Origin of the sequence: Epibacterium ulvae (genome assembly GCF_900102795.1) — a bacterium.
GTDB classification, from domain to species: Bacteria; Pseudomonadota; Alphaproteobacteria; order Rhodobacterales; family Rhodobacteraceae; genus Epibacterium; species Epibacterium ulvae.
In genome coordinates this window covers 435,433-461,137 of the sequence record NZ_FMWG01000002.1, presented here as the reverse complement: position 1 = coordinate 461,137, position 25,705 = coordinate 435,433, and the positions used below count along the sequence as shown (strand labels likewise).

Annotated in this window: 22 protein-coding genes; 7 read left to right on the top strand and 15 right to left on the bottom strand. The window is 53.1% G+C overall.

Features of this window, described 5'->3' with window-relative positions:
- Positions 1 to 35: 35 nt before the first annotated feature.
- Together BLP79_RS04735 and BLP79_RS04730 are read right to left on the bottom strand one after the other, a co-directional pair.
- Complete coding sequence (locus BLP79_RS04735; RefSeq protein WP_232716277.1) at positions 36 to 1,367, bottom strand: PQQ-like beta-propeller repeat protein; 1,332 nt, start codon at positions 1,365 to 1,367, stop codon at positions 36 to 38.
- 67 nt (positions 1,368 to 1,434) lie between these two features.
- Positions 1,435 to 2,091, bottom strand: coding sequence for a tetratricopeptide repeat protein (locus tag BLP79_RS04730; protein WP_090216811.1), 657 nt, complete (start codon positions 2,089 to 2,091; stop codon positions 1,435 to 1,437).
- 262 nt (positions 2,092 to 2,353) lie between these two features.
- Between BLP79_RS04730 and BLP79_RS04725 the strand changes: the two genes are divergently transcribed.
- The 3 genes from BLP79_RS04725 to BLP79_RS04715 all read left to right on the top strand — a co-directional run bounded on the left by BLP79_RS04725 (position 2,354) and on the right by BLP79_RS04715 (position 8,903).
- Positions 2,354 to 3,649 carry an efflux RND transporter periplasmic adaptor subunit gene (locus BLP79_RS04725; RefSeq protein WP_090216810.1) on the top strand — a complete coding sequence of 432 codons (1,296 nt, stop codon included), beginning with the start codon at positions 2,354 to 2,356 and terminating at the stop codon, positions 3,647 to 3,649.
- 1 nt (position 3,650) lies between these two features.
- Positions 3,651 to 7,424 carry an efflux RND transporter permease subunit gene (locus BLP79_RS04720; protein ID WP_090216809.1) on the top strand — a complete coding sequence of 1,258 codons (3,774 nt, stop codon included), beginning with the start codon at positions 3,651 to 3,653 and terminating at the stop codon, positions 7,422 to 7,424.
- Positions 7,425 to 7,556: 132 nt separating this feature from the next.
- Entirely contained in the window at positions 7,557 to 8,903 is a 1,347-nt protein-coding gene (locus BLP79_RS04715; RefSeq protein WP_090216807.1) for an AcvB/VirJ family lysyl-phosphatidylglycerol hydrolase, read from the top strand.
- A gap of 37 nt (positions 8,904 to 8,940) precedes the next feature.
- Here the strand turns inward: BLP79_RS04715 and BLP79_RS04710 are convergent, their stop codons facing one another.
- The 9 genes from BLP79_RS04710 to BLP79_RS04670 all read right to left on the bottom strand — a co-directional run bounded on the left by BLP79_RS04710 (position 8,941) and on the right by BLP79_RS04670 (position 20,108).
- On the bottom strand, positions 8,941 to 10,749 hold the full coding sequence (locus tag BLP79_RS04710) for an ABCB family ABC transporter ATP-binding protein/permease (RefSeq protein WP_090216805.1): 1,809 nt from the start codon (positions 10,747 to 10,749) through the stop codon (positions 8,941 to 8,943).
- 90 nt (positions 10,750 to 10,839) lie between these two features.
- On the bottom strand, positions 10,840 to 12,591 hold the full coding sequence (locus BLP79_RS04705) for a LysM peptidoglycan-binding domain-containing protein (RefSeq protein ID WP_090216804.1): 1,752 nt from the start codon (positions 12,589 to 12,591) through the stop codon (positions 10,840 to 10,842).
- A 359-nt stretch (positions 12,592 to 12,950) separates the two neighbouring features.
- Entirely contained in the window at positions 12,951 to 13,550 is a 600-nt protein-coding gene (locus BLP79_RS04700; RefSeq protein WP_090216802.1) for a superoxide dismutase, read from the bottom strand.
- Between the two features lie 209 nt (positions 13,551 to 13,759).
- A complete protein-coding gene (locus tag BLP79_RS04695; RefSeq protein ID WP_090216800.1) occupies positions 13,760 to 14,158 on the bottom strand; it encodes a hypothetical protein in 399 nt (132 codons plus the stop codon).
- A 98-nt stretch (positions 14,159 to 14,256) separates the two neighbouring features.
- On the bottom strand, positions 14,257 to 14,823 hold the full coding sequence (locus BLP79_RS04690; protein WP_090216798.1) for a sarcosine oxidase subunit gamma: 567 nt from the start codon (positions 14,821 to 14,823) through the stop codon (positions 14,257 to 14,259).
- Positions 14,816 to 17,866 carry a sarcosine oxidase subunit alpha family protein gene (locus tag BLP79_RS04685; protein ID WP_090216796.1) on the bottom strand — a complete coding sequence of 1,017 codons (3,051 nt, stop codon included), beginning with the start codon at positions 17,864 to 17,866 and terminating at the stop codon, positions 14,816 to 14,818. The genes BLP79_RS04690 and BLP79_RS04685 overlap by 8 nt, the downstream gene beginning before the upstream one ends.
- 70 nt (positions 17,867 to 17,936) lie before the next feature.
- Entirely contained in the window at positions 17,937 to 18,266 is a 330-nt protein-coding gene (locus BLP79_RS04680) for a sarcosine oxidase subunit delta (RefSeq protein ID WP_090216794.1), read from the bottom strand.
- Positions 18,267 to 18,273: 7 nt separating this feature from the next.
- On the bottom strand, positions 18,274 to 18,864 hold the full coding sequence (locus BLP79_RS04675; RefSeq protein ID WP_090216792.1) for a hypothetical protein: 591 nt from the start codon (positions 18,862 to 18,864) through the stop codon (positions 18,274 to 18,276).
- Complete coding sequence (locus tag BLP79_RS04670) at positions 18,864 to 20,108, bottom strand: sarcosine oxidase subunit beta family protein (RefSeq protein WP_090216790.1); 1,245 nt, start codon at positions 20,106 to 20,108, stop codon at positions 18,864 to 18,866. Before BLP79_RS04670 ends, BLP79_RS04675 begins: the two co-directional genes overlap by 1 nt.
- A 226-nt stretch (positions 20,109 to 20,334) precedes the next feature.
- Here BLP79_RS04670 and ccmI point away from each other — a divergent pair, with 226 nt between their 5' ends.
- Genes ccmI through BLP79_RS04655 form a run of 3 tightly spaced genes read left to right on the top strand, consistent with a single transcriptional unit; the run spans position 20,335 to position 22,284 of the window.
- Positions 20,335 to 21,561 carry a c-type cytochrome biogenesis protein CcmI gene (ccmI, locus tag BLP79_RS04665; protein WP_090216788.1) on the top strand — a complete coding sequence of 409 codons (1,227 nt, stop codon included), beginning with the start codon at positions 20,335 to 20,337 and terminating at the stop codon, positions 21,559 to 21,561.
- Entirely contained in the window at positions 21,558 to 22,031 is a 474-nt protein-coding gene (gene ruvX, locus BLP79_RS04660) for a Holliday junction resolvase RuvX (RefSeq protein ID WP_090216786.1), read from the top strand. Before ccmI ends, ruvX begins: the two co-directional genes overlap by 4 nt.
- 13 nt (positions 22,032 to 22,044) lie before the next feature.
- A complete protein-coding gene (locus BLP79_RS04655; RefSeq protein WP_090216784.1) occupies positions 22,045 to 22,284 on the top strand; it encodes a DUF1289 domain-containing protein in 240 nt (79 codons plus the stop codon).
- A gap of 2 nt (positions 22,285 to 22,286) precedes the next feature.
- On the opposite strand, the gene BLP79_RS04650 is transcribed toward BLP79_RS04655, so the two are convergent.
- Positions 22,287 to 23,111 carry a sulfite exporter TauE/SafE family protein gene (locus BLP79_RS04650; RefSeq protein WP_090216783.1) on the bottom strand — a complete coding sequence of 275 codons (825 nt, stop codon included), beginning with the start codon at positions 23,109 to 23,111 and terminating at the stop codon, positions 22,287 to 22,289.
- Between the two features lie 71 nt (positions 23,112 to 23,182).
- Positions 23,183 to 24,205 (bottom strand): tRNA dihydrouridine(20/20a) synthase DusA, encoded by a 1,023-nt coding sequence (gene dusA, locus BLP79_RS04645; protein WP_090216781.1) that lies wholly within the window; start codon positions 24,203 to 24,205, stop codon positions 23,183 to 23,185.
- Positions 24,206 to 24,480: 275 nt separating this feature from the next.
- On the opposite strand from dusA, the gene BLP79_RS20130 reads away from it, so the two are divergent.
- The gene (locus BLP79_RS20130; protein WP_269799307.1) at positions 24,481 to 24,615 is read left to right on the top strand and encodes a hypothetical protein; all 135 of its coding nucleotides are present in this window, start codon (positions 24,481 to 24,483) and stop codon (positions 24,613 to 24,615) included.
- On the opposite strand, the gene BLP79_RS04640 is transcribed toward BLP79_RS20130, so the two are convergent.
- On the bottom strand, positions 24,612 to 25,319 hold the full coding sequence (locus tag BLP79_RS04640; protein ID WP_198511972.1) for a hypothetical protein: 708 nt from the start codon (positions 25,317 to 25,319) through the stop codon (positions 24,612 to 24,614). The two genes, BLP79_RS20130 and BLP79_RS04640, sit on opposite strands and share 4 nt — an antisense overlap.
- Positions 25,310 to 25,561, bottom strand: coding sequence for a hypothetical protein (locus tag BLP79_RS19800; protein ID WP_198511973.1), 252 nt, complete (start codon positions 25,559 to 25,561; stop codon positions 25,310 to 25,312). The genes BLP79_RS04640 and BLP79_RS19800 overlap by 10 nt, the downstream gene beginning before the upstream one ends.
- Between the last annotated feature and the right edge of the window lie 144 nt (positions 25,562 to 25,705).

The window sequence follows — 25,705 nt, the reverse complement described above, 5'->3', positions numbered from 1 at the left end:
GTGATTACAGACGCGCCCCATAGCGCATCTTTGCGTCAACGGAAAGCGTGGAGTTCACCTTTTGTGGAGACAACATACAAAGTTTCTCCCGCAACAACAGGGGCTGTGGTTGCTCCATCTGGTATTTCGATACTGCGCAACAGTTGACCATCGGTTGGATCAAACAGGCGCATCGCCCCATCATTAGACACAACGATTACATTGCCCCCGGCAAGAATTGGTCCGTGATGCGCAACAATTTCTTCGCGTTTGCGCGGCTTATCTCTCAGAAAATTCGGCAGTTTTACAGACCAAATCGTCTCACCGTTTTGTGCATCCAGACGCGCCAGGGCGCTGAGGTCTGTGATTTGAAAAACACTATCACCTGCGGGCCAAACCGGTCCTGTTGTTCCCTCACGTGCAGTCCACAGACGATCACCATTGCCGGCATCAAAGGCCGCGGTACGTCCAGCGTTGTTGCCCACATACACGGTATTGCCCGCGACAACAGGGGCGCCTGTCACATCTGATATTCCTGAAATCGTCCGCCCGACACGCTGCCCCGACACAGAGGCGTTCCAGCGTGGCAATCCCCCCTTACGGAACGTTGCGGTGATGTCACCAGATCCAAAAGCAAAGATTGCCAGATCAGATGTCAAAGCAGGAGCTGCTGCGCCAAGAACATTTGCAACACTTGGGCTGGCTTCAAATTGCCATGCAATACGGCCATCTTTCGTGTGGACGGCCCATCCAGTTTGATCACCCGCTACAAGATAAAGCAGTCCATCCTGAACCAATGGCTGCCCAGAGCCCGTTGCATCCAGTTCTTGACGCCAGATGACCGCTCCTGTTTCCGCAGACAGTGCTGTCAGCACACCAAAACCGGAGGATACGTAAAGCACGCCATCATGGTAGGCAATACCACCGCCAGTCGCCTCTCCTGCATCATCAGAGGATGGGATCATCTGTGTGGACCACAAAACCTGCCCTGAAGGGGAAACCGCCGTCGCACGTGCGGAGCTATCAAGCGTATAAACCCGCCCTGCCCCAACGACAGGTTGCGCAGTTATACGTTGTCGCCTGCTGTCGCCATCCCCGATCGAGGTGGACCATCGTAATGTCGGTGCCGCCGCAAGCGCAGGGTGCGCGGTGCGAAACCCCGCCGTTCCATGAAATTGAGGCCAAGCGGCATTGGCCTTTTGCGACGGCAGCGAAATCTTGCGACTTTGGTTTTCGACCTTCACCGCGTCTTCCGGGCGAATGGGTTCACGTTCACCTTGCAAGATGATTTCAGGTTCAGCACAAGCCACCAATACCAATGCAAGAGTGCTCACACCGAAAAAGGAACGCCAGCGTGAAGTTCTCTTGTACATACTCTTACCCGTCATGCCCCTGCCCTTTAGCCTTCAAGGTTTTTTGTCATGCTTTTATGCATATAATCAACTGGTTTGATCGTTAAAGCGCAGATGCGTCTCCACCAAGAGCGGTAATCAACTGAAGAACGCGTTCGCGTTGATCCTGATCTACGGCTGCATCCGCCGCTATTGCCGTCAAACGGCTCAGCGCGGCTGCGGTATCACCAGATTCGATATCAAGCAGTGCAATTTGTTCCGAAGCCAGCAGTGCAAGTGGCGCACCCGGTTGCGCCAAAGCGTCCAGACGCAGGCGACGTTCTTCGATTGCTAAGCTGCCCACTTGCAGCGTCAGTGCTTTGAATGAAGCTAAATGACGATAAATCAGCGCAAGATCACCATTGGAGGCGACCTCTTCCAAAAGCGCGATCGCCTTTTCCGGCTCACCTGCATCAACAAGCGCGGTTGCTTCGCTCAATCGGACAAGGAGCGTGCTGCCTGCCGTATCAGTTGGAATTTGCGACAATTCTTGTGCCCGCGCTGCGCTGTCGTCGATTGCGGTCGCTGCGATAAGGGCATCGCCTAGGCTTTCTGCGGCATTGCGTGATTGCGCATTTGTGTATTCACGCCACGCAGTGCCCCCAACGATCAAGGCAACAGCAACTCCACCAAGCCAGCCATAGCGCTTTAGCAACACAAACAGCCGGTCGCGGCGTACCTCTTCCGTGACCTCATCGATAAAACTGTCTGTATTGCTCATCCGTAATCTCTCCTACGCAGTTCGGCACCGCCGGTGAATGATCTCTTTCGCCTCTCTTACCGCGTGCTGCGCGCCAAGCCAAGTGGCGCTTGCCTTCCGCAAACGAAAGAAAAGGAAGCAATACTGCCTGAAGTGTGATCTAAACTATATAGTTTAGTATTTAGACCGCATATACGTGCAAAAAATAGCTATCGAGTGCGCGTGCCCAACCCTAAGGTTACGACCATCACAATCGCGCACATATTGACTGGAAAGGCCTGCAATGCGCATTATTCCCCTGATTACCGCTGCCACGGTTACCGTGGGCACATATATGTTCGTGATTGAACGCGATCGCGTGATGAGCTTTGCGCGCGGAGACGGCCCTCTATTCGCAAGCGCACAGGCAGAAACCGTATCAACCGATACTGAAATATCACCCACAGATACATTTGCAGCCGCTGAAACGGCGCCTGTGAAAACACCTGCGGTTCTATCAGAAGAGACCGGTCGGGTAAAAGTTGTCGCTCTGCGCAGTGTTGCGCGTACAATTGACAGTGCGGTCGTCCTGCGCGGACAGACCCAAGCGCTCCGTCAAGTTGAAGTGCGGTCGGAAACCTCAGCGACCGTTCTTTCTGAACCTTTGCGAAAAGGCGCACATGTAGCAAAAGGCGATTTATTGTGTGAACTGGCCTCTGGCACCCGCCCTTCGGTGCTTGCGGAAGCAAAAGCACGACTGATCGAAGCAGAAGCGCGCGTTCCCGAAGCCCGTGCCCGTTTGGACGAAGCGCACGCGCGCCTGCGTGAAGCCGAGATCAATCTGAACGCCGCAAAACGCCTGTCTGAGGATGGGTATGCGTCAGACACGCGTGTGGCAGCAGCAGAGGCCGCAGAACGCACCGCAATTGCCGCAATTGCTTCTGCCCAATCCGGGTTGCAATCCACACAGGCTGGCATTCAATCAGCCGCAGCGATCGTGGCTGCCGCTGAAAAAGAAATGGAGCGCCTGACCATCACCGCTCCTTTTGACGGTTTGCTAGAAAGCGACACAGCTGAGCTTGGCAGCCTGATGCAGCCCGGTAGCCTATGCGGTACTGTTATTCAGCTGGACTCGGTAAAACTGGTTGGATTTGTACCTGAAATTGATGTGAACCGCATCGAAATTGGCGCATTGGCTGGTGCCGAACTGGCAGCCGGCGCGCAGGTCAAAGGTCGCGTGACCTTTGTCAGCCGCTCTGCTGATCCGGAAACGCGCACGTTTGAAGTTGAAATTGAAGTTCCAAACCCTGACCTTCAAATTCGTGATGGCCAGACCGCTGATATCGTTATCGCAGCAGATGGTGCCAAAGCACATAAACTGCCCCAATCAGCCCTGACCCTGAACAATGAGGGCCAATTGGGGGTCCGGACGGTTTCAACCAATCAAGTTGTTGATTTTGTACCCGTCAAATTGTTGCGCGACGAATCTGATGGCGTGTGGTTGAGCGGCCTGCCCGAAAAAGCAGATGTAATTGTGCTGGGTCAGGATTTCGTCACACAGGGCGTTCTCGTCGCACCTACCTATAAAGAGGCATTATAATATGACTGGTTTGGTAGCATGGGCCGCCGAGCGCGCCCGAATGGTAATAGCCTTTATTGCGATTTCGATTCTGGTGGGTGGTTTCGCCTATTCGGCCCTCCCCAAAGAAGGCGAGCCGGACATCGAAATCCCTGCTCTCTTTATCTCAGTGAGCTTCCCAGGAATTTCCGCTGAGGATGCCGAAGATCTGCTGGTCAAGACTATGGAGACCGAGCTTGCGGATCTGGATGGCCTTGACAAGATGACCGCGACCGCTGCCGAAGGCTATGCGGGCATTGCACTTGAATTTGATTTTGGGTGGGACAAGACCGCAATCATGGCAGACGTGCGGGATGCGATGATTGCAGCACAGGCAGAATTTCCTGAAGGTGCAGAACAATATACCCTGAGCGAGCTCAACTTCTCTGAATTCCCGATTGTGATCGTCAATCTCACTGGGGATGTCCCAGAGCGCACGATGACGCGCATCGCAAAAGATCTTCAGGATGAATTCGAAGCGTTGGATTCCGTGCTTGAAGCAGGGCTGGCTGGCAATCGTGATGAAATGGTCGAAGTCCTGATCGATCCTTTGCGCCTGGAAGCTTATAATGTCACTCCAATCGAGCTGATCACCGTTGTGCAAAACAACAACCAACTGATCGCAGCGGGTGAAATTGAAAGCGCGCAAGGCACTTTCGCGGTTAAGATCCCGTCTTCATTTGATGAGGTCAACGACATCTACGAGCTGCCCGTCAAGGTAAACGGCGATCGTGTCGTAACATTGGGTGAACTGGCGGAAATCAATCTAACCTTTGAAGACCGCACTGGAACAGCCCGGTTTGACGGTGAAAACACCGTGGCCCTGCAGGTTGTTAAGCGGAAAGGTTACAACCTGATCGACACCGTGGATCAGATCAAAGCGACCCTTGCAGAGGCGCAATCGCAATGGCCTGAGGAACTGCAGGCTGCGGTGAAGGTGGGCACCTCAAACGACCAAAGCCGCGTTGTTGCTTCGATGGTGAGCCAGTTGGAAGGATCAGTTCTGACCGCTGTTGCTCTAGTGATGATCGTTATTCTGTCCTCGTTGGGAAGCCGTGCAGCCCTGCTGGTTGGCTTTGCAATCCCAACGTCTTTCCTATTGTGTTTTGCCTTTTTGGCAATGATGGGCGTGTCTATTTCCAACATGGTCATGTTTGGCTTGATCCTGGCTGTTGGCATGTTGGTTGATGGCGCTATTGTTGTTGTTGAATATGCTGACAAACGGATCAAATCCGGTGTCGGCCCAATGCATGCCTATGTTGAAGCGGCACAACGCATGTTCTGGCCGGTGATTTCATCAACCGCAACAACGCTTTGCGCGTTCCTGCCGATGCTGTTTTGGCCTGGCGTTCCCGGCGAGTTTATGAGCATGCTGCCGGTTACGCTGATCTTTGTGCTATCGTCTTCACTCTTGGTGGCCTTGATTTACCTACCGGTTGTTGGTGGTGTCTCTGGTCGCATCAGCCGCAGCTTTGAACATATGTCAAACGGGTTGCGCGCCTTTCTACCATGGTGGATCCGTGCGCTTTTGGTTCCGCCTGTGATGTTCGGCATGTTTGCCGGTGCGATGCAAATGCTGAACCCGGCCTATCTGCTTCCCGAAGGTACCACAGGTCTGGGTGCGACGGCCTTCGGCGGTTTGGTGTTCTTAATTTTCGCCTTTGCAGCCTCTGTCACGCTGAGCGCCGCGCAGATCGAGCGTAAAAGCAATCCTCTGAAAGCCGATCGTGCACATAGCGGTTTTGGCTGGGTGATCAAATTCATCGTTGGCAATCCTATCATGCCAATTGCAACCCTTGGCGTTGTGGGCTTTGGCATCATGACGGTGTTTGGCATGTTTGGTCAAAACAACTACGGGGTCGAATTCTTTGTAGACACCGAACCAGAACAAGCCACCGTCTACGTGCGCGCACGCGGAAACACCTCGCTCATGGAAAATGATGCGATGGTAAAACAGGTGGAAGAGGTCATCTCGGCCCACCCTGCTGTTGTGAACGTCTTTGCCTTTGCCGGTGAAGGCGGGTTGGATACGGGCGGACCGGGTGGTGGAGATTCGCCAGCGGATACTGTGGGACAGGTTCAATTTGAAATCATCCCGTGGGATGATCGCCCCACACAACAAGAGCGCTGGTTCTTTGATCTCTTCACCCGTGAAGTGACCGCCACTGATTTTGACGGCGATACTGTCATCGATGAACTAAAGGCCGATCTGGCGCAGCTGGCTGGGTTTGAGGCCGAATTGAACGCGCTTGAACAAGGGCCAGGTCAGGGGAAACCCATCCACCTGCGTATCAAAGGCGACAATTGGGACACGCTGGACAGCTCAACGCTTGCAGCAAGGCAGCATTTTGAAAGCGTACCAGGCCTGACCTTAATTGAAGATACCTTACCCCTACCCGGCATTGACTGGCAGATCGACGTTGATGTGGCTAAGGCAGGTCGCTATGGCGCGGATGTCGCAACGGTAGGCGCCATGGTGCAGTTGGTCACACGGGGCATCTATCTGGACGATACGCGCGTCGGTAATTCTGACGAAGAAATGGAAATACGCGTACGCCTTCCCGAAGAGGATCGTGTCTTGTCAACACTAGATACGCTTAAGGTCCGCACGGACGATGGGCTGGTGCCTTTGTCCAACTTTATCGAACGCAAACCTGTAGCAAAACTGGCAAGCATCTCTCGGATTGATCAGGAACGGTTTTATGATGTCAAAGCAGATGTGCTGCCCGGCCTCATAAAAGTCGAACAGGGTGAAGGAGACGCGGCACAGCGACTTGCTCTGCTCAAGCCCGCCGAAGATGGCACAACGGCTGAAGTGTTCACCCGCCCCAACGGAGATCGACTGGAACTGATGCGATTGACGGGCGCTGGCAGCATTGAAACCCTGCGCGAGGCAATCGAAGATGGTGCACGTTTTGTGCCCGTCAATGCCAACGAACGAATTGCTGTAATCACCGAGTGGTTGAGCACCAATCCCCTATCATCAGAAGTCAGCTGGGAATGGACAGGAGATCAAGAAGAGCAGGCAGAATCAGGCGCCTTCCTGATGAATGCTTTTGCCGGTGCGCTTGGTCTGATGTTTGTAATCCTGCTTGCGCAGTTCAACAGCTTTTACAACTCGGTACTGGTCCTTTTGGCGGTGGTTCTTTCTACCACCGGTGTTTTGATTGGCATGATGGTGATGCAGCAGCCCTTCTCGATCATCATGACAGGGACTGGTATTGTGGCGCTCGCAGGCATTGTGGTGAACAACAACATCGTGCTGATTGATACCTATCAGGAATACAGCCAGCACATGCCCCGGATCGAAGCGATCATTCGCACCGCCGAGTCCCGTATCCGGCCTGTTTTGCTAACTACGATTACCACGATGGCGGGCCTTGCCCCGATGATGTTTGGCCTAAGCCTTGATTTCATCAATGGCGGCTATTCAATTGACAGCCCGACCGCCCTGTGGTGGAAGCAGCTGGCTACGGCGGTGGTTTTTGGTCTTGGTATTGCAACGATCCTCACGCTTGTTGTCACACCCTCTCTCTTGGCAATGCGTGTCTGGGTCAGCACCTACGCCCGTTGGCTGGGCCGTGCCCTGGCGCGGGTTACTAAGGGCCGCAGCAGCCGCATTGCACAAGATATGCGTCTGGCAAAGCAAGCTAAGAAAATCAAAACCACTGAAATCCAGTGGGAAGAGAATACGCCAGCAGAAACAGCTGAAACAGCAGAAGCCTTACCAGACAGTCGCTTGCGTGCAGCAGAATAACCCACAAAAGCCCCGCCCATCAGCGGGGCTTTTTAGTCTTTCGTGAACCTCCCACAGAACTTTGCATCATTTAGATTTCATCAGCACATAACTGCTAGCCATAGGCAAAAGAACGGGCAGAAGGCTGTGCAGATGAAACGCGTTTGGAAAAGATCAATTCAGCTCGGCAGCATTTTGACTGCGCTCTCCCTCTCCGCTGTGGCGACATTTGCAAAATGGGGCGATTTGACCGCTCTTAACACCAGCGATGCAGAGCAGCACGTTCTCTCTGTCTCCATGCCTCAAGGAATGGATGCACGATCTACAGCCATTTTCCTTGTCGGACATGAAGGATGGACGGCTGAGCAAGCCGCACGCGCAAAACGCTTGTCTGAAATGCATACGCTCGTCGTTGGTCTGGACGGCTTGCATCTACTAAAGAGCGCGGGAAATGATTGCTCCGCCGTCGCACCATTGATCCTAAAGGCTGCCCTTGCGGTCCAGGTGCGTGAAGGCGCGTTGGCACGTACCCCGGTTTTGACGGCTTATGGCAGCGCGACATCACTAGCCTTGTCCGCAGCAGATGTGGCGCCGAACCGGTTCAAAGGGCTTGTCACTGTATCAACAGATCATCAGGATATGTTATGCGCAGGGGCACAACCCGCTGACGGCGCAAAAGCACCTTTGCGGTGGCTGGATGTGACCGAGGGAGATGTTATTTCACCCGCTCAAAACATTCAGGGTGCAACAGTTGTGCCTCCAACACCAACGGCCCAGCGTGCGTTTTATAAAAGTTATCTGCGGCTGGCTGGCACAGATTCCGCGTTTGATACCCGCACACAAGCCGCCGCTGCCGATCTGGAAGATCTGCCGCTGACCATCCACAATACCCAGCAGGCAAGCAGTTACGATACCTATGCGATTTTCCTATCAGGCGATGGTGGCTGGGCAAACTTTGACAAGCAGATCTCAGACCGATTGGCAGCAGAAGGTATTCCTGTCGTTGGGATTTCCAGTCTGCGGTATATGTGGCGTGAAAAAAGCCCCGCCCAGATTGCTGCTGATCTTACCCGGATTGATGCCCATTACAGTATGCATTTTAGCAAATCTCGTGTGCTCATCCTTGGTTTCTCGCTCGGCGCAAATACCTTGCCTTTTGCAGCGACCCATATGCCTGACAACCTGCGCAGTCGCATTGCAGGTCTTGGTCTCATCGCGCCTGAAACCCGAACGGGCTTTGAAATTGTCGTGGGGGGCTGGCTGGGGCAAGAGACCGGCGCGCATGAGGTGTCGCCAGCGATTGCCGCGCTGCAAGGTCATCTTCCCGGTCACCGCGTCATGTGTCTGTTTGGAAGCAAAGAAAGCGTCAGCGCCTGCCCCCCAAGCCAACTACCGGGGATGAAAAAAGTGGAGTTTGAAGGTGGCCATCATTTAGGCCATGCCCACGACGCCATTGTCAGCGAGCTTAAAACGCTGTTGTCATCACCACGCGAAGGCTAAAAAGCCCTCGCGTGCCTTATAGGCAAGGGGGGGGGGTTTAGGCTGCATCCTGATCGGTGTGCTGGCGCTGCCAAAGGTGGGCGTAACGACCTTCTTTTTGCAATAGGGCCTCGTGTGTGCCTGCTTCAGCAATTTCGCCCTGCTCAAGCACGACAATCAAATCAGCTTCAGCGATCGTAGACAGACGGTGCGCAATGGTAATCACCGTGCGCCCCTGCCCCGCACGTGAAAGCGCATCTTTAATTTCCTGTTCAGTGTCCGTATCCAACGCGGAGGTTGCTTCATCCAGCAATAAGATTGGAGGTTTTTTAAGCAAGGTCCGTGCAATCCCCACCCGCTGCTTCTCTCCCCCTGAAAGCTTTAACCCACGCTCACCCACTTGCGTGTCATAGCCATCCGGAAGCGCCACGATAAACTCGTGGATCTGGGCATCTTTTGCAGCTTGGATGATCTCATCTTCCGCAGCGCCTTCTCGCCCGTAGGCAATGTTATAGCGCACGGTATCGTTAAACAGCACCGTATCCTGAGGAACCACGCCAATCGCTGTATGAAGGCTTTTTTGCGTTACATCACGAATATCCTGACCATCGATCAAGATCGCACCACCCGTGACATCATAAAAACGGAACAATAAACGCCCGATCGTTGATTTGCCCGACCCTGTTGAGCCAACGATCGCAACAGTCTGCCCCCCCATCACATCCAAAGACACGCCTTTCAGGATCTCACGCTCTGGATCATAAGAAAACCGTATATCTCGCAGGGCAATTGCCCCGTGGCTCACTTTCAGATCTTTGGCACGAGGGGTGTCCTCAACGTCAGCCGGCTGCTCAAGCAATTCAAACATTTCGCCCATATCGACAAGGCTTTGACGAATTTCACGATATACTGAACCCAGAAAATTAAGCGGTACGGTTATTTGGATCATGTAGGCGTTGACCATCACGAAATCGCCCACCGTCAGCGTACCGTTTTGAACCCCGATGGCCGCAAGCACCATCACCCCCACAAGGCCCATTGTAATAATGACGCTCTGGCCGAAATTCAAAAAAGCCAAGGAATAAGATGTTTTAAGGGCTGCTTGTGCATAGCCCTTCATCGCACTGTCGTACCGCGCTGCTTCGCGCTCTTCAGCAACGAAATACTTTACTGTCTCATAGTTCAGCAGGCTGTCGATCGCCTTTTGATTGGCTTCGGTATCCTGTTGGTTCATCCTCCGGCGCAGCTTCACCCGCCATTCGGAGACCGTGAAGGTAAATACGCAATAGCCAAGAATGGTTGCTCCAACGATCAACAGATACCGGATATCAAACAAGGTCGCTAATATGATAGCCACCATGCCCAGTTCCAGTATCAAAGGCCCGATGGAAAACACAAGATAACGCAGCAGAAATTCGACGCCTTTCACGCCCCGCTCGATGATGCGACTTAAACCACCAGTTTTACGCGTGATGTGATACCGCATAGACAGGCGGTGTATATGCGTAAACGTCTCAAGTGCGAGACGGCGCAAGGCGCGCTGGCCAACAGGGGCAAAGATCGCATCTCTAAGCTGTTGAAACCCAACAGTCATCACACGGGCCAACCCATAGGCGATCGTAAGTCCAATCGCCCCCAACGCCAATTGTGAGACACCATCGCCTGCAAGCTGATCAACGGCCCCCTTATATAGGATGGGTGTGTAAACCGCGACCACCTTTGACAGCACAAGAATAGAAAGCGCCAGAACAACGCGCACCCGAATCCATTTGGGAAATTGGGGCCAGATATACGGCACCACACGCCGTATCGTGCGCAACGAGGATTTGCGCTCTTCCTTGGCTGTTGGCTCGGGAACAGGTCTCATTCAGACGTCCTTATATCTTGGATGACGCAGCGGCGTTATCAGATGCAAAACGCGCCCGTTCAGGCGCGTTTGTCTAGACAAGATAAAGGATTATTCCGGCAGGGTGAAGATCTGGCCAGGATAGATTAGATCGGGATCGCGGATATCTTTTTGATTGGCTTCAAAAACCCGCACATAGAGAACGCCGTTGCCATACCGCTCTTGTGAGATCGCCCATAACGTATCGCCCTCTTGCACGGTCACGGCACGGACAAGCGCTGTATTATCAGATGCATTTTGCGCCGCATTTTCCGCCAGATCTTCACGCGCCTCACGTTTGAAAGGGGTTTCCAGACGGCTTGTGACCGTTCCGATCACCGGATCGATTTCATCCAAACGCAGCGTAAATATGCCCGCGTCAACCTCGGCAAGGTCGCCAGACCAGCGCCCATCTTCTGCGGTTTGAACTTCAGCAACAACAGTATTGTCAACATAGACACGAACCAAAGCCTTGGGACGGGCCCGCCCTGCCAATTGCACATCACCCGCGTCAGAGTAGCTGATTGTATCCAGTGCGACTTTCCCAACCAACTCAGGCACTGCAGGTGCTGCAGGTTGCACCACTTCAATCCCCTCAGGGCTCGCCCTGAGTACAGCAATCGCAGGGCTGTCTTGAACCGAAGGCGCAGGAATTTCCGCAATCTGCGCGGATGTCACCTGTTCAGGCGCGGTTGTCTGCACAGTGGGTTGAGTCGCTTCTGGTAATGCAGCTGTCTGCGTAGCGATTTGTGTAGGAGGTTCGCGATTTACTTGCACATCTGCAGTTTCGGTCACAGCAGCAAGTTCGGCTCCTGTTTCCTCTGGAACCTCAGTAACTGGTACCTCTGCGACGGGAGCAATCACGGCCTCTGCAACAACAGCAACCTCTTCTTGCGGCGTCTCAGAAAGCGCGGTTTCAACAGCATCTGTTACGCCCCCCGACGCACTTGCAACACTCTCTTCAACCTCCCTTGAAGGAACAATATCCGTTGCAGCAACGACAGAGGAAGGCGTTACAGTTTCCGCCAGCTCTTCCAGTTCAGCGGAGGCAATGCTGTTGGAAGTCTCAGATAAGGACACAGAAACCTGGGGCGCAGCTGTCTCCGCATCAATTGCGGGTTCAACTGGGGTTACTTCGGCAACAACACTCTCTTCAGCTATTGGTGTAACTGGGGCAAGAATGAAACTTGCCTCTGCAAGGCGTTTCTCTTCGGCCCGGCGCGCTTCGATTGTGACAACACGTGCCACATCACTTGGCGCAATGAACGGGAACGCGACAAACTCTTCACCAGCGGGCACATCGACGGTTTCAATGACTTCACCATCCAAGAGCACCGCAATTTCAGAGCCAACTTCCCCGCGTCCAGCGATCAGCCCTGAACCGTCTGGCGCAAAGCGGAACACATCAATTTCGGGCGCTTCCAACGCTATGACTGCTTCCGGCGCCGGTTCAATCACCAATGGCTCAGCCACATCCGTGGTTTCAGTTAGGCTTTCAGAATCCAAGCGAGCATCTGCGTCCCTCGCGACCTGATCAGATGCCACCGAATCCGCTGCAGAAGCGTTTTGACCCACAGGAGGAACAGGCGTGCTCTCAACACTGGTGGTCTGTGGCGTTGCGTCAGCTGTCACGATAGGAGCAGGGAGAGCGCGCGCATCATTAGGGGCTACCGCAAGATCGGCAGGTTTTTGCTGTTCTGGCGCGGCGGGCTTGTCAAAGAACCCCAATTGGGTCAGTACAAGACCACCAACAACAACCGCAACGGTTGCAATGCCGCCGATTGCAATACCACTTGATACACCTGTACCTGATGTCTCAGCCATGATCATCCTTCCCAGTATTAGGCCTCTTATCGAAGCCGCCACAAGGTAAGCCAAACAGGGACGGAGCTTACGCTCAACATAACCGTCACAGGCTCACTCTGCGATATCCCCACCGATATACATGTGCAAAAGGCCTTTTTTATGGCCTTAAATTTGCCTGTGTGTATTGCACTATATGTTTTGGCGCAAGTTACGCCTAGAATCTGAGTGACACAGGTGTCAACTCATCTATGCATAAATCTGAAATTTTCAGACAAATCTTTTTCACAAAACTGTCACCCCACTTTGGCAAACACCCTAAATGCAAAAGACCTGCCAGATCACTCTGACAGGTCTTTCAAGATCATACGACTGTTTGCTTACAGGCGTGATGCAACATTTTCCCAGTTCACCAGGTTGTCGAGGAAGTTCGACAGGTAAGCAGGGCGTTTGTTGCGGAAATCGATATAATAGGAGTGCTCCCAGACATCACAGCCCAACAGTGCAGTTTGGCCAAAGCACAATGGGTTCACACCATTTTCGGTTTTGGTCACTTTCAGACCACCATCGGTGTCTTTGACCAGCCAAGCCCAGCCAGAGCCAAACTGCCCTGCGCCTGCCGCTGAAAACTGGCTTTTGAATTCATCAACAGAACCAAAGCTTTCAACCAGCGCTTTTTCCAGCTCACCTGGAAGTGCAGATGCGCCAGGGCCCATCATTTCCCAGAACTGGTTGTGGTTCCACAGCTGAGAGATGTTGTTGAAAATGCCATTTTGCGCAACTGCGGTCTTGTCGTAGGTGCCAACAATGATCTCTTCGAGGGTCTTGCCCTCCCACTCAGTGCCTGCAATCAGCTTGTTGCCGTTATCAACATAAGCTTTGTGGTGCAGATCGTGGTGATATTCCAACGTCTCTGCAGACATGCCTTTGTCAGCCAGTGCATCGTGCGCATAAGGAAGATCGGGAAGTTCAAATGCCATGATGGCCCCCTGTCAAATTAAGTTATCCTGCGCAGATAAATGAGGCGCAAGGCCGCGCAGGTCAAGAGGCAAGAAAAGATAACAGACACTTAGTGTGTCGCTTAGTTCTACCGCTTAAGTGTTCGCCCCTGGGGTTGATGCACGATCATTTACCAAACTTGGGGCTGATCGTGCATTGGAGGGGTATCAATTATGCAGTCATCTGACGCTTACTCAAGAACGCAGTGACCGGTTCCAGAATCTGTATTGTCGAAGTTTGCAATCGTCAGCGTAATCGATGCACGATTGCGCGCTTTCCGATAAACCATAGAGAAATCCATGTCGGACTTTGCGCCCCCTCTAAAGGTTGCACCGTCAACACGCCAGCGCACACGTAGTAATTTGCTGTTGTTGTCAACAAATCGCGCCGCTTTCGGAGCTTGGCGCTCTGAGAGCAAGATAGGGTCAACAACCTCAGCGCCTGCGTTATTTGGAGCGACCTTTACCAACACCTCTTTTGGAATTGTATTGTAGCGACCCGGATCATGGAATTTACAACGATATGTTTCGGACTGTGCAGCTGCGACTGAAGATATAACAAGAACTGTTGCTAAAAAGAGCTTTTTCATTCGATTCACCAGTTAAATTAATTCAATAAAACAAATTACTACCGACACATAAGCCACAACACAACCTAAGTGAGAACATAAATTCAAGACGCCAAAATTTACTGCGCCATAACCCCAGACAGCGGATGTGCAGCGGTTTTCAAAAGATTGAATGCATATTCAGCAACAGACCGGAAACACACCAAAGTAAAGTCGCCACTGTCATCTTGCCAGACCGCTGCCGCAATCTGTGCGACACGTGTGCGTCTTACATCTCCTGCCTGAAACTCCGTCTCGGTAAAATCGACGGGTGCCAATTTTGACAGAACCTCCCGCGCATCTACACCTGAGATCGAAAAACAGACGCGTGCATCAGAAACATTTGCAACAAGTGCGTGTTGGTCTTTCAGCGCTTCCTCAAGCTGCAAAACCAAACCCTGCGCATTTACGTGTGCTGTCACAATCAACAGTTCATCTGGCGACATCCAGACCACTGTGTTGCTACCGGATTGCGAGATCTTTCGTATCGAGGGGACAGTGCATCCTGTAGCTAACTCGATATTTTTTTGAAACACTGCGTTGCTGAAATCACCGCGTACGGTGATCATGCCCGTTAAGCCACTTTCAGAAATATTTGCGAGGCCAGAAAAGGAAGCGCCCTCTAGAGCGCTGATTGCCTTAGACATTTTGTTTCTCGCCCTCTTTGTCATATACAACAGGATCAACGATCTTGGCGTGATATTCGGTACCATCGGTACCCGGGAATGTGATCACGTCACCCATTCGTTTGGGGCCATGTTTCACCAGTCCCATGGCAATCCCACGGCCCAAGTTTGCAGAGTAATAGGTTGAGGTCACGCGCCCTATGGTATTGCGCTGGCCATTGCCATTATATCCACCGCCAACGGCATAAGCCCCCTCAGGCAGAACTGATCCATCCAGTGTTTCCAAACCGACAAGCTGCCAGCGATCAGGATCCTGCATATGACTACGGCCATGCGCACGCTTGCCCAGATAATCGTCTTTCTTCTTAGACAAGGCCCAGTTCAAACCCAAATCCTGTGGAATGACCGTGCCGTCAGTTTCATCCCCGATCATGATAAACCCTTTTTCAGCGCGCAGAATATGCAGGGTTTCAGTGCCATAAGGCATCACGCCAAATTCTTGACCCGCCTCGATCAGTGCCTCCCAAAAGGCGGCCCCTTGCGACGCGGGAACCGCTATTTCGTAAGACAGTTCACCCGAGAACGAAATCCGATATGCACGCGCATCAAAGCCGCCGATTGTGCCATCGCGCCACTCCATGAATGGCAGCGCCTCTTTAGAAACATCCATGCCACCGTTGGCTTGAGCATTCAGCTTTTCCAGCACTTTACGCGCATTGGGGCCAACCACAGCGATTTGCGCGTATTGTTCCGTGACATTGGCAACATAGACTTTCCAATCCCACCATTCCGTTTGCAGCCATTCTTCCATATGGCTGTAAATGTGATCAGCGCCGCCGGTGGTGGTGTGACACAACCATGTGTCTTCATCGATACGTGCGACGACACCGTCATCCACCAAAAAGCCATTCTCTGAACACATCAGACCATAGCGGCATTTGCCAATTTTCAGGTTCGACATCATGTTAGTATACATCATATTAAGGAACCTGCCCGCATCTGGCCCTTTTACAACCAACTTTCCAAGGGTTGAAGCATCAAGCAGTCCAAGGTTTTCGCGCGTATTTTTTACTTCACGATTGACCGCCTCATGCACCGTCTCCCCGTCCCGAACATAGGCGAATGGGCGACGCCACTGGCCAACCGGCTCCCAATGGGCACCGTTTTTATCGTTCCAGCTATAGATCGGCGTTTTGCGCAGAGGTTGGAAAACTTCACCACGTGCTTCGCCGCCAATCGCCCCCATCGAAATGGGATGATAAGGTGGGCGGAATGTGGTTGTTCCGACCTGTGGTATTTCAGCACCCAGACTGTCGGCCAGAACAGCCAGACCGTTGATATTAGAAAGCTTTCCCTGATCCGTGGCCATGCCCAATGTGGTATAGCGTTTGGTATGTTCGACGCTTTCATAGCCTTCACGCGCGGCAAGCTGAACATCCGACACTTTCACGTCGTTTTGGTAATCAAGCCACGTTTTCATACGTAGTTTAATGCCCGCCTTAGCTGGCATCGACCAGACCGCCAAAAGCGCTGCTTCGACTGTCTCATCACAGTTGGGCGCATCTGGCATTTGGGCCGAGAACCCTGCAGCCTCTGCAGCTTTTGCACCGGCATGGGCGCCATCTGAGACAGCCCCCTGCAACGTCATATCTCCATTGGCACTGCCAGCCGCCCAAACAAATCCTGCGCCATCATGGCTTGTCGGTGCACGATCTGCATCTGGTCTGAAATGAGCCTGTGTTTCATCCCAGATCAGTTTCCCACCGCAGTGAGACCAAAGATGCACAACAGGGGACCAACCGCCTGACATGGCGACCGCATCGACATCTACCTCTTCAAAATCCGTGCCATCGCTATCCTGAGCACAAAGCGCCACACGATGAACCCGTTTGCCATCCTGTACTTTTTTGATCGCATACCCGGTTTCAATCCGAATGCCGCGCGCGCGCACTTCTTCCATCAAGGCACCACCGCCATTGGGGCGCGCATCAACCACGCAAGTAATTTCAGCCCCAGCGTCCTGCAGGCATAATGCGGTGCGATAGGCATCATCATTGTTGGTTGCGATCAATATGCGTTGTCCGGGAAGAACACCCCAGTTCACCGCATACTCTCGCATTGCAGAGGCCAGCATGACGCCCGGCACATCGTTTCCAGCAAAGGACAAGGGTCTTTCAACCGCGCCGGTCGCCGTTACAATCTGTTTGGCACGAATGCGCCACAGGCGATGGCGTGGACCAAAGAGTTTCGGATCATGATCCGTGAGGCGTTCATATCCAAGCGCATAGCCATGATCATAGATCCCGGCACCCATGCAGCGGCTGCGTAGGGTGACATTCTCAAGTGCAGCGAGATCCGCGCGAGTTTTCTCGATCCAGACCTCAGGCGCTTCGCCGTCGATTAAACCACCATCAACCGGAGCGCGACCGCCCCAATAGGCGTTTTGTTCGAGCAGCAATACCTTTGCACCAGAGGCGGCAGCGGATTTCGCAGCCTGCAACCCGGCAACACCGCCACCGACAACCAAGACATCACAGAAAAAATAGAAATGTTCGTAGGTATCTGCGTCTTTTAGTTCAGTATCTGGCGCTTTTCCAAGCCCTGCAGATTGGCGAATGAAGGGTTCGTAGATATGTTTCCAGAACGGGCGTGGATGGATGAACATCTTGTAATAAAAGCCCGCAGTCAAAAAACGAGAGAACAGTTTGCTGTTCAACACGCCAATATCAAAGTTCAGGCTTGGCCAATGGTTTTGGCTTTGTGCTTCGAGACCGTGAAACAACTCTGTTGTGGTGGCGCGCTGGTTCGGTTCGAACCGTTCGTTGCGACCAAGGCCCACCAGCGCGTTCGGCTCTTCGGCGCCTGCTGCAACCACGCCGCGCGGACGGTGGTATTTAAAAGAGCGTCCAACAAGCATCTGATCGTTGGCCAGTAGAGCAGAAGCCAGCGTATCACCTGCATAACCCTGCAAAGGCGCACCATTAAAGGTAAAAGTGACGGGCTGGTCACGATCAATCAATCGACCGAATCTGGGAGCGGCGGATGACGAAATACGAGTGCTCATCTACACGAACCTTCTGCGCTGGAGCGGGGCCAGATGCCCCAAACGGAAAAATAAGATGTCACACGTGACATCAAGAAAACTCGCGCCAGGTCCAGCCCGGACGTTTGGCGGCAATCTTATCTTTGATCTCTTGCGGGGGTTCGGTTGTCTGCGCGCTGTAGGTGCCAAACACTTCCAAGGTCTGCGTGCAGCGGGCCGCATGAAACCATTTGCCACAGCCATTCGCATGGCGCCAGCGTTCGAAATGTACGCCTTTAGGGTTTTCCCGCGTAAAAAGGTAGTCGTGGAATTCATCATCAGATGAGCCGGGGCCAAAGCGCTTCAGATGCGCTTCGCCGCCTGCAGTGAGTTCGGTTTCTTCGGCTTCAACGCCGCAATAGGGACATTTAAGGATGAGCATTTGGCTATCACTCCTTCACGAACTTATAGTGAGCCTTACAAAGCTGACCAAAGGATCTACCGGTTGACAAATTAGGAGGTTGCTTTTTGACCACAACAGAGACTGCGTCAGCAGGAACTTTCACTGAAAACACCAATGGGCCAGCTTGTATTTTTTTGTACTTACCGATTATGTTCGTCATTCCAACTTCTGCGACTTCACAATATCCGGTAACGTGAAGCGACAACGTTCCGGCTCCTTTCACACCATCCAGAACAATTTGGTTAAGTTCCCCAACCAACTGATTGTGAAAGTACTTTTCTCCTTCTGCAGTCCGCGAGACCTCGCTGACTCGAGCTAGTTCCATATTCGCCTGATCAAGTTTTCTATTTGCCTCATCAAGCTGACCATTCAGCTTTTCACCTGACAAATGCTGCAAGTACCCCACCCACGCTGTACAAATCGCGAAGGCTAGAGAAACAAAAATTGTAGCCGTTCTCAATGGCCCCAAACGTTTGAGCCATCCACTCCTATCAGCCTCTGCGCTCACTAAAACGCCAATCGCCGCAGAAACGAACCCAAGCGCTGGGAGTACGATAGAAAGCAAATATAGTTCCATCAATGCGCCACCCCTGCCGCGACGCTTTCATCAATGAACTTACCTTCACGGAAACGGGTCATGGTGAACTCTTCCGCCAGTTTGGAATGACCCGTGGCCATCAATTCCGCCATGGCCCAGCCAGAGCCCGGGATGGCCTTGAACCCACCGGTGCCCCAGCCGCAGTTGACAAAACAGCCACCAACCGGCGTAGATGATATAATAGGAGACCGATCCCCGGTGACATCCACAATCCCGCCCCACTGGCGCAGCATTTTCAAACGGCTGAGCATTGGGAAGGTTTCATTCAACGCGCGCACGGTTTCTTCGACGTGATGGAAGGAACCACGCTGGGTGTAGTTGTTAAACGCATCGGTGCCGCCCCCAATGACCATCTCACCTTTGTCGGATTGCGACAGATAACCATGCACCGTATTGGCCATCACAACAACATCCATACAGGGTTTGATCGGTTCAGACACAAGCGCCTGAAGCGCTACGGATTCCATTGGTAGACGGAACCCTGCCATATTGGACAAAACCGATGAATGCCCCGCAACAACCATGCCAAGCTTATCACAGTCAATCGCACCCTTGTTGGTATCAACACCAACAACACACCCGGCCTCAGTACGTACGCCTGTGACCTCGCATTTCTGAATGATGTCCATTCCCATATCAGAGCAGGCCCGTGCATAACCCCATGCAACGGCATCATGGCGCGCAGTGCCGCCACGCGCCTGCCAAAGGCCGCCAAGCACCGGATAGCGTGGGCCTTGCAAATTTATGATCGGCACCAATTCTTTGACACGCGCAGGTTCGATCCATTCGGTCGCTACCCCTTGCAGCGCATTGGCATGGGCCGTGCGTTTGTAGCCGCGCACCTCATGTTCGGTCTGCGCCAACATGATAACACCACGAGGTGAGAACATGATATTGTAGTTCACATCCTGACTCATAGTTTCGTAAAGGCTGCGCGCTTTTTCATAAATCGCGGCAGACGGATCCTGCAGATAGTTTGAGCGAATGATCGTGGTATTGCGCCCGGTATTTCCGCCGCCAAGCCATCCTTTTTCAAGGATAGCAACATTGGTGATCCCGTAGTTTTTCCCAAGATAGTACGCCGTTGCCAAACCATGACCGCCTGCCCCAATGATGATGGCATCATAGCGGCGTTTTGGTTCAGGAGAGCGCCATGCGCGCTCCCATCCGGTGTGAAAACGCAGGGCTTCACGCACCACGGCAAAAGCAGAGTATCGTTTCATTGGCGAATCCGATGAGTCAAGATTGCAATATATATGCGACATGCGGTGATATCAGCGCCTGCCGTTTATCGGCTGTTTTCTGTAACTTTGCGACATCTGCCTGACCGTGTGACACAATTCAATACCAAAGGGCGCGCGCCAAAGTCGCAGTCATTGGGGCTTTTGTCTGAGGCTGCATCTCTATAGAGACTGACCAAAGTATGAGACGTTTGACGGGGGAGAGCAGATGAGCTTTTGGATTGTGACCGCAGCCATGTCGCTTGCTATTGGCCTGCTGCTGGCGCTTGTTCTTGTGCGGGCGCGCAGCGCAGCGGAACCCGCCGCAGCCTATGATCTGCGTCTTTACCAGCAGCAATTGCGCGACGTTGATAAAGACGTTGCGCGTGGGCTGGTGCACGAGGCCGACGGCGAGCGTGTGCGCATCGAGATTTCCCGTCGCATTCTTGCTGCTGATGCCGCAGTTCAACGACACACAAGCGGCAATGCCCAACCTCGTATGCCGTCGTTTGTCACCGCCCTTGCAGTGGTTGTGTTTTTACTGACCGGGACGTTCTATCTTTATGCGCAACTGGGGGCACCGGGGTATCCCGACCTTGCCCTGAACACGCGTTTGGAACAGGCCCGCCTTTATGCAAACACTCGCCCCTCTCAGGCAGAGATGGAGGCCGACGCGCCTAAAGCCGCCCCGCCCCAAGTAGAACAAGGCTACGAAGCACTGGTTGCGCAATTGCGAGAGGCTGCAGCCGCACGTCCAGAGGATGCACAGGGACAAGCCTTACTGGTTCGCCACGAAGCGCGCCTTGGAAACCTAAAAGCTGCCTATCAGGCAAAGACCCGGCAAATTGCCTTGTTGGGAGCGGCCGCAACAAGTGATGATTATACAGAACAGGCAGAGCTGATGATCATTGCTGCTGGTGGTCTTGTCTCTCCCGAAGCCGAAATAGCACTTCGAAAGGCCCTAGAATTAAACGCGAGCCAAGGCATGGCAAGGTATTACTGGGGATTGATGATGGGGCAGTTTGGCCGCCCCGACCTTGCGTTTGATATCTGGCGCGAAACGCTTTCTGTCAGCCCAGAAAATGCCCGTTGGACTATCGCCATTCAGGCCCAAATCGGTGACATGGCCGAACGCGCGGGGCAGAATTATACGCCCATTGCCCCCGGCAGTGCGTTAGCCGGACCCAGTGCAGGCGATATTGACGCAGCTGCAGAGCTAACCCCTCAGGCACGTGCTGAAATGATCCATTCAATGGTGGCCAGCCTATCAGACCGACTGGCAAGCGATGGCGGCACGGCCCAAGAATGGGGCCAGCTGATCGTCGCACTTTCGGTCTTAAACCGCGTAGATGAAGCGCTCACCATACTGAGCGAAGCACGTGCACGATTTGCCGACAGTCCAGAGGATCGCCGTGTGATTGATACCGCAGCCACCCAAGCAGGATTTGCCCCATGATCTATGAGACAATCGAAGATTTCGCAGCGGCTCTTCCTCCGATGAGCGCCCTTGCGGGGTTGGACCTAGGCGATAAAACCATCGGCGTTGCCATATCAGACCGGTTGGGCACAGCTGCTACTCCGCTGGAAACGATCAAGCGCAAGAAATTTACGCTTGATAGCGCGCGCCTGCTAGAGATCATCGCCAATCGGGAACTCAATGGCCTCCTCTTGGGATTGCCCCGCAACATGGACGGCAGCGAAGGACCACGATGCCAGAAAACCCGCGCATTTGCCCGCAATTTGAACCGGATCACAGAATTACCCATCGGCTTTTGGGATGAACGCCTTTCCACCGTCGCGGCTGAGCGTGCGCTTTTGGAAGCGGACACCTCAAGAAAACGGCGTGCAGAGTTGATTGATAACGTCGCAGCCTCATATATCCTGCAAGGCGCATTGGATCGATTGCGCCATCTCAAGACGACTTAAGGAGCGCGGGACTATGACCCAAGAGGTCTGGAAAAGAGATGAGATTCAATCCCCTTGTGTGCAGATCTGTGTGATTCATCCCGAAACACGGCTGTGCACGGGGTGTGCCCGCTCTATCGACGAGATCACGCGCTGGTCGAAAATGTCAGATGACGAACGGCTTTCGCTCTTGGCCGAACTTCCAAAGCGCGAAGCAGCCCCCAAGACACGCCGAGGCGGGCGCGCTGCAAAACGCGGGCGTAAAGCCCAATAGCGTCAGTATCCCAACGCTTTGCGCAGCATATTCAACGCGACAAAGATCAAGAATACAGCAAAAATCCGTTTCAGGGGTTTGGGGTTCATAGAATGCGCCAAACGAACTCCAATCGGCGCTGTCAACGTGGTCATCGCGACAACAATTGCAAACGCTCCCAGATTGACTGCACCAACCGTAAAAGGCGGGCGAACAGCAGGATCGATGGCGACAAATAAAAACCCGATGACCGAGGGCACCGCGATAATCACACCAAAGCCGGCGGCTGTTGCAACCGCGCGATGGATCGCAACGCCATGCAGGCTCATCAATGGAACACCAAAGCTGCCCCCTCCTATTCCCATAAGGACGGATAAGAATCCGACCATGGGGGACAAAGTCGCACGTTTGATCCCCTGTGGCATCTCATCACCAAGGCGCCATTCACTGCGTCCCAGCCCCATATAGGTCCCGATCAACAAACCCAAAACGCCAAAAAGCAACTGCAAAGACGACGACTGCAAGGCAGAAACCGCAACAACTCCGATCGCTGCCCCCACAACAATTCCCGGCCCCCAGCGGCGCAGAATTTCCCATTCCACAGCGCCTTTTTTGTGATGGCTCGACACCGATCGCAAAGACGTAACGATAATTGTTGCAAGCGATGTTGCAAGGCAGATCTGCATTAGCTGATCGCCGCCATAGCCCAAGGTTTGAAACGTATAGAAAAAGGCAGGCACCAATACAATGCCACCGCCGACGCCCAAAAGACCTGCCAGCACGCCAGCGATTGCACCAATTGCCGCCAAAATGGCGCACAAAAGCATTAAGGTTCCAAAATCAGGCATGCTGCTCACTCTCTCCCCACCTCAAGTTGATTAGTGGGAAAAGAGCGGCTCAGCGCCAGAATGTCCAGCGCTTATGCCGCGCGCTGAATCACTTCGTTTAATGTGCTTTCCACCAATTCAGGCCCTGCACCGGGTTTATTCGCCTCTTCGGATAGGCGTCGCCTCCACTGGCGCGCACCTGGACGCCCGGCAAATGCTCCCAACATATGGCGGGTGATTTGATTCAATCGCGCACCGTTCTGAAGCTCGTCCTCAATGAAAGGCAGCATCGCACGCACGGCCTGTTCTGCAGAAATCACCGCACCTGTACCAAAAATCACAGGATCCGCAGCCGACAAAATATCGACAGGTTGATGGTACGCCGCACGCCCAATCATAACCCCGTCAAGACCTTTTGCGAGTAGTTCTTGCGCCTGCTCCAGACTGTCGATGCCGCCGTTAATCGAGATATGCATATCGCCAAACGCGGCTTTCATTTCGTGCACAAGATCATAATCCAGCGGTGGAATATCACGGTTTTCTTTTGGGCTAAGGCCTTTCAGCCAAGCTTTACGCGCGTGAATTGTCACCCGCCGACACCCGGCATCTCGGATCTTTTCCAAAAATACAGGCAAAATATCGCGCGGCTCTTGCTCATCGACGCCAATGCGACATTTCACTGTCACTTCCACATCAACTGCCGCCCGCATCTCCCCCACACAGTCCGCAACCAGATCAGGCGTCTGCATCAAAATTGCGCCAAAGGCACCGGATTGCACCCGATCACTAGGACAGCCGCAATTGATGTTGATCTCATCATAGCCCGCATCAGCACCAAACTTTGCAGCCGCTGCTAACTCTTTTGGATCAGAGCCACCGAGCTGTAGTGCAACCGGATGTTCTTCGGGGGAAAACTCCAACAAATGCAAAGCACCGCCACGCACCAACGCAGGAGCCGTGACCATTTCAGTATAAAGAAGCGTTTCACGACTTAACAAACGGTGAAACATTCGACAGCGTCGATCGGTCCAGTCCATCATGGGTGCAATGGATAGGCGCGCAGCCCGCCGAAGATCGGAAAACCCTGATTTTTCTTGGTTTTTTGGATTCGCCATTTTGCGCTTTTTCCCCGTTTTGGCCCAAATTAGCCCCGTTTTTAGGTGCGGTGCTACAGAATGTAGCACCGACGGCGCCGTGTAGCACTTTTTTCTACCCAAGTTCCAGCACCCCAAATTGAGCACTGCCCGGTCACTACCGTACCTCATCGGTTTTCCCCCATTCCGCCCGATCACCCCCGGTTTGGGATTCAAACCCAATCAAACACGCTTCCGAACAAATCGAACGATCAGATGTCCCGGCCATGGAAACCCCGTGACTGAAAGGAACTCCCATGGGAACTATCACAGGACGCCTCAAGACAAATGGCAAACCGAGCTTCACCGCGCAGCTCCGGAAGAAGAAAAAGGGCAAGGTCATTCTCAATCTGGTCGAAACATTCGCAACTGAACAGGCAGCAAAAACCTAGTTAAAGCGTCGTGAAAACGCATTGAAAGAAACCCGTATGGCGACCATGGCAGATTGAACATGCGCCAAAAGGTCTGAATCCAAGGACTTTGAAGCCACCTCAAACTGCTCTCGAAAGGCGTTGACGCTGTCGATCAGCGCAACATCAATGTCTCTGACATTGATGAATTTCTTTACCATTTGGAGCAGCGTATTCTGTGCACCACCAAGCTCAACTTCTTCTTCATCATCCAAATCAGGCTTTTTACCTTCAAAGATGGACTGCGTTTCGGCCATTCCCTTTGCTTGCTCATCTCGAGCAATGCTAAAGATGTTCATGTGCGCTGCAAGATGCTGGCGAACAGACTCCGTTTCTTCTTCATCCAAGGCTTCATAGCGCTTCTTAATGATATCGGTCAGAACCATCTGAGTAGCCACCTCAGGCGTAGTGTCAGGTTCCAGAACCCTACGATCCATCGCCTGACAGGCCGCAGCCATCAGATCTTTCATATCTTGCTCACAGATATCTTTTGCACGGTCTGTGGGCGGCTCTACAAGACCCTTGATACCGATCATCACATTGCCCTGACCGTCGGTTTCGACAGGTTCTCGGATATCGCCATCTTCACGGCGGTAGAATTTGAAATTGAGGGCCAGCACCTGCTCCATCAGCAGCGAGCCCGAGATCGCCTTGAACATGTCGTTGACGGCATCTGCTACGACCAACCAGTCTCGACACCCGGCTCCGCAACAAGATTTGTAAAAACCGCCCCTAGCTTGCCGGGGGCGTCTCGTGTTGCGCGGCCAATGATTTGCACAATTTCGGTTAGAGAAGGGCGATAACCGATGGTCAGCGCATGTTCGCACCAGACCCAATCGAACCCTTCCTTAGCCAAGGCTTGGTACGCCTGCACGAGCTGCTCACCCTTGAGCATGTGCACGACTTCAGCCGACCAGAGTCGGCTCATTTTGCAGATCTCGATCCAGCAGCACCTTATGTCGAAGACCTCTGTCTACTGGCTAATGCCTTCCAAGATGTTCTACTCCGAACCGCTGATCGCCTGGACTTCCCGCGCGCCGCCTGAGCGCAACCGTCGGTGGGTAACTCCTTC

Bases quoted from the DNA above. Each gene is read 5' to 3' on its own strand.
- BLP79_RS04735 (WP_232716277.1), bottom strand. From the start codon at position 1,367: ATGACGGGTAAGAGTATGTACAAGAGAACTTCACGCTGGCGTTCCTTT.
- BLP79_RS04730 (WP_090216811.1), bottom strand. From the start codon at position 2,091: ATGAGCAATACAGACAGTTTTATCGATGAGGTCACGGAAGAGGTACGC.
- BLP79_RS04725 (WP_090216810.1), top strand. From the start codon at position 2,354: ATGCGCATTATTCCCCTGATTACCGCTGCCACGGTTACCGTGGGCACA.
- BLP79_RS04720 (WP_090216809.1), top strand. From the start codon at position 3,651: ATGACTGGTTTGGTAGCATGGGCCGCCGAGCGCGCCCGAATGGTAATA.
- BLP79_RS04715 (WP_090216807.1), top strand. From the start codon at position 7,557: ATGAAACGCGTTTGGAAAAGATCAATTCAGCTCGGCAGCATTTTGACT.
- BLP79_RS04710 (WP_090216805.1), bottom strand. From the start codon at position 10,749: ATGAGACCTGTTCCCGAGCCAACAGCCAAGGAAGAGCGCAAATCCTCG.
- BLP79_RS04705 (WP_090216804.1), bottom strand. From the start codon at position 12,591: ATGGCTGAGACATCAGGTACAGGTGTATCAAGTGGTATTGCAATCGGC.
- BLP79_RS04700 (WP_090216802.1), bottom strand. From the start codon at position 13,550: ATGGCATTTGAACTTCCCGATCTTCCTTATGCGCACGATGCACTGGCT.
- BLP79_RS04695 (WP_090216800.1), bottom strand. From the start codon at position 14,158: ATGAAAAAGCTCTTTTTAGCAACAGTTCTTGTTATATCTTCAGTCGCA.
- BLP79_RS04690 (WP_090216798.1), bottom strand. From the start codon at position 14,823: ATGTCTAAGGCAATCAGCGCTCTAGAGGGCGCTTCCTTTTCTGGCCTC.
- BLP79_RS04685 (WP_090216796.1), bottom strand. From the start codon at position 17,866: ATGAGCACTCGTATTTCGTCATCCGCCGCTCCCAGATTCGGTCGATTG.
- BLP79_RS04680 (WP_090216794.1), bottom strand. From the start codon at position 18,266: ATGCTCATCCTTAAATGTCCCTATTGCGGCGTTGAAGCCGAAGAAACC.
- BLP79_RS04675 (WP_090216792.1), bottom strand. From the start codon at position 18,864: ATGGAACTATATTTGCTTTCTATCGTACTCCCAGCGCTTGGGTTCGTT.
- BLP79_RS04670 (WP_090216790.1), bottom strand. From the start codon at position 20,108: ATGAAACGATACTCTGCTTTTGCCGTGGTGCGTGAAGCCCTGCGTTTT.
- ccmI (WP_090216788.1), top strand. From the start codon at position 20,335: ATGAGCTTTTGGATTGTGACCGCAGCCATGTCGCTTGCTATTGGCCTG.
- ruvX (WP_090216786.1), top strand. From the start codon at position 21,558: ATGATCTATGAGACAATCGAAGATTTCGCAGCGGCTCTTCCTCCGATG.
- BLP79_RS04655 (WP_090216784.1), top strand. From the start codon at position 22,045: ATGACCCAAGAGGTCTGGAAAAGAGATGAGATTCAATCCCCTTGTGTG.
- BLP79_RS04650 (WP_090216783.1), bottom strand. From the start codon at position 23,111: ATGCCTGATTTTGGAACCTTAATGCTTTTGTGCGCCATTTTGGCGGCA.
- dusA (WP_090216781.1), bottom strand. From the start codon at position 24,205: ATGGCGAATCCAAAAAACCAAGAAAAATCAGGGTTTTCCGATCTTCGG.
- BLP79_RS20130 (WP_269799307.1), top strand. From the start codon at position 24,481: ATGGGAACTATCACAGGACGCCTCAAGACAAATGGCAAACCGAGCTTC.
- BLP79_RS19800 (WP_198511973.1), bottom strand. From the start codon at position 25,561: ATGAGCCGACTCTGGTCGGCTGAAGTCGTGCACATGCTCAAGGGTGAG.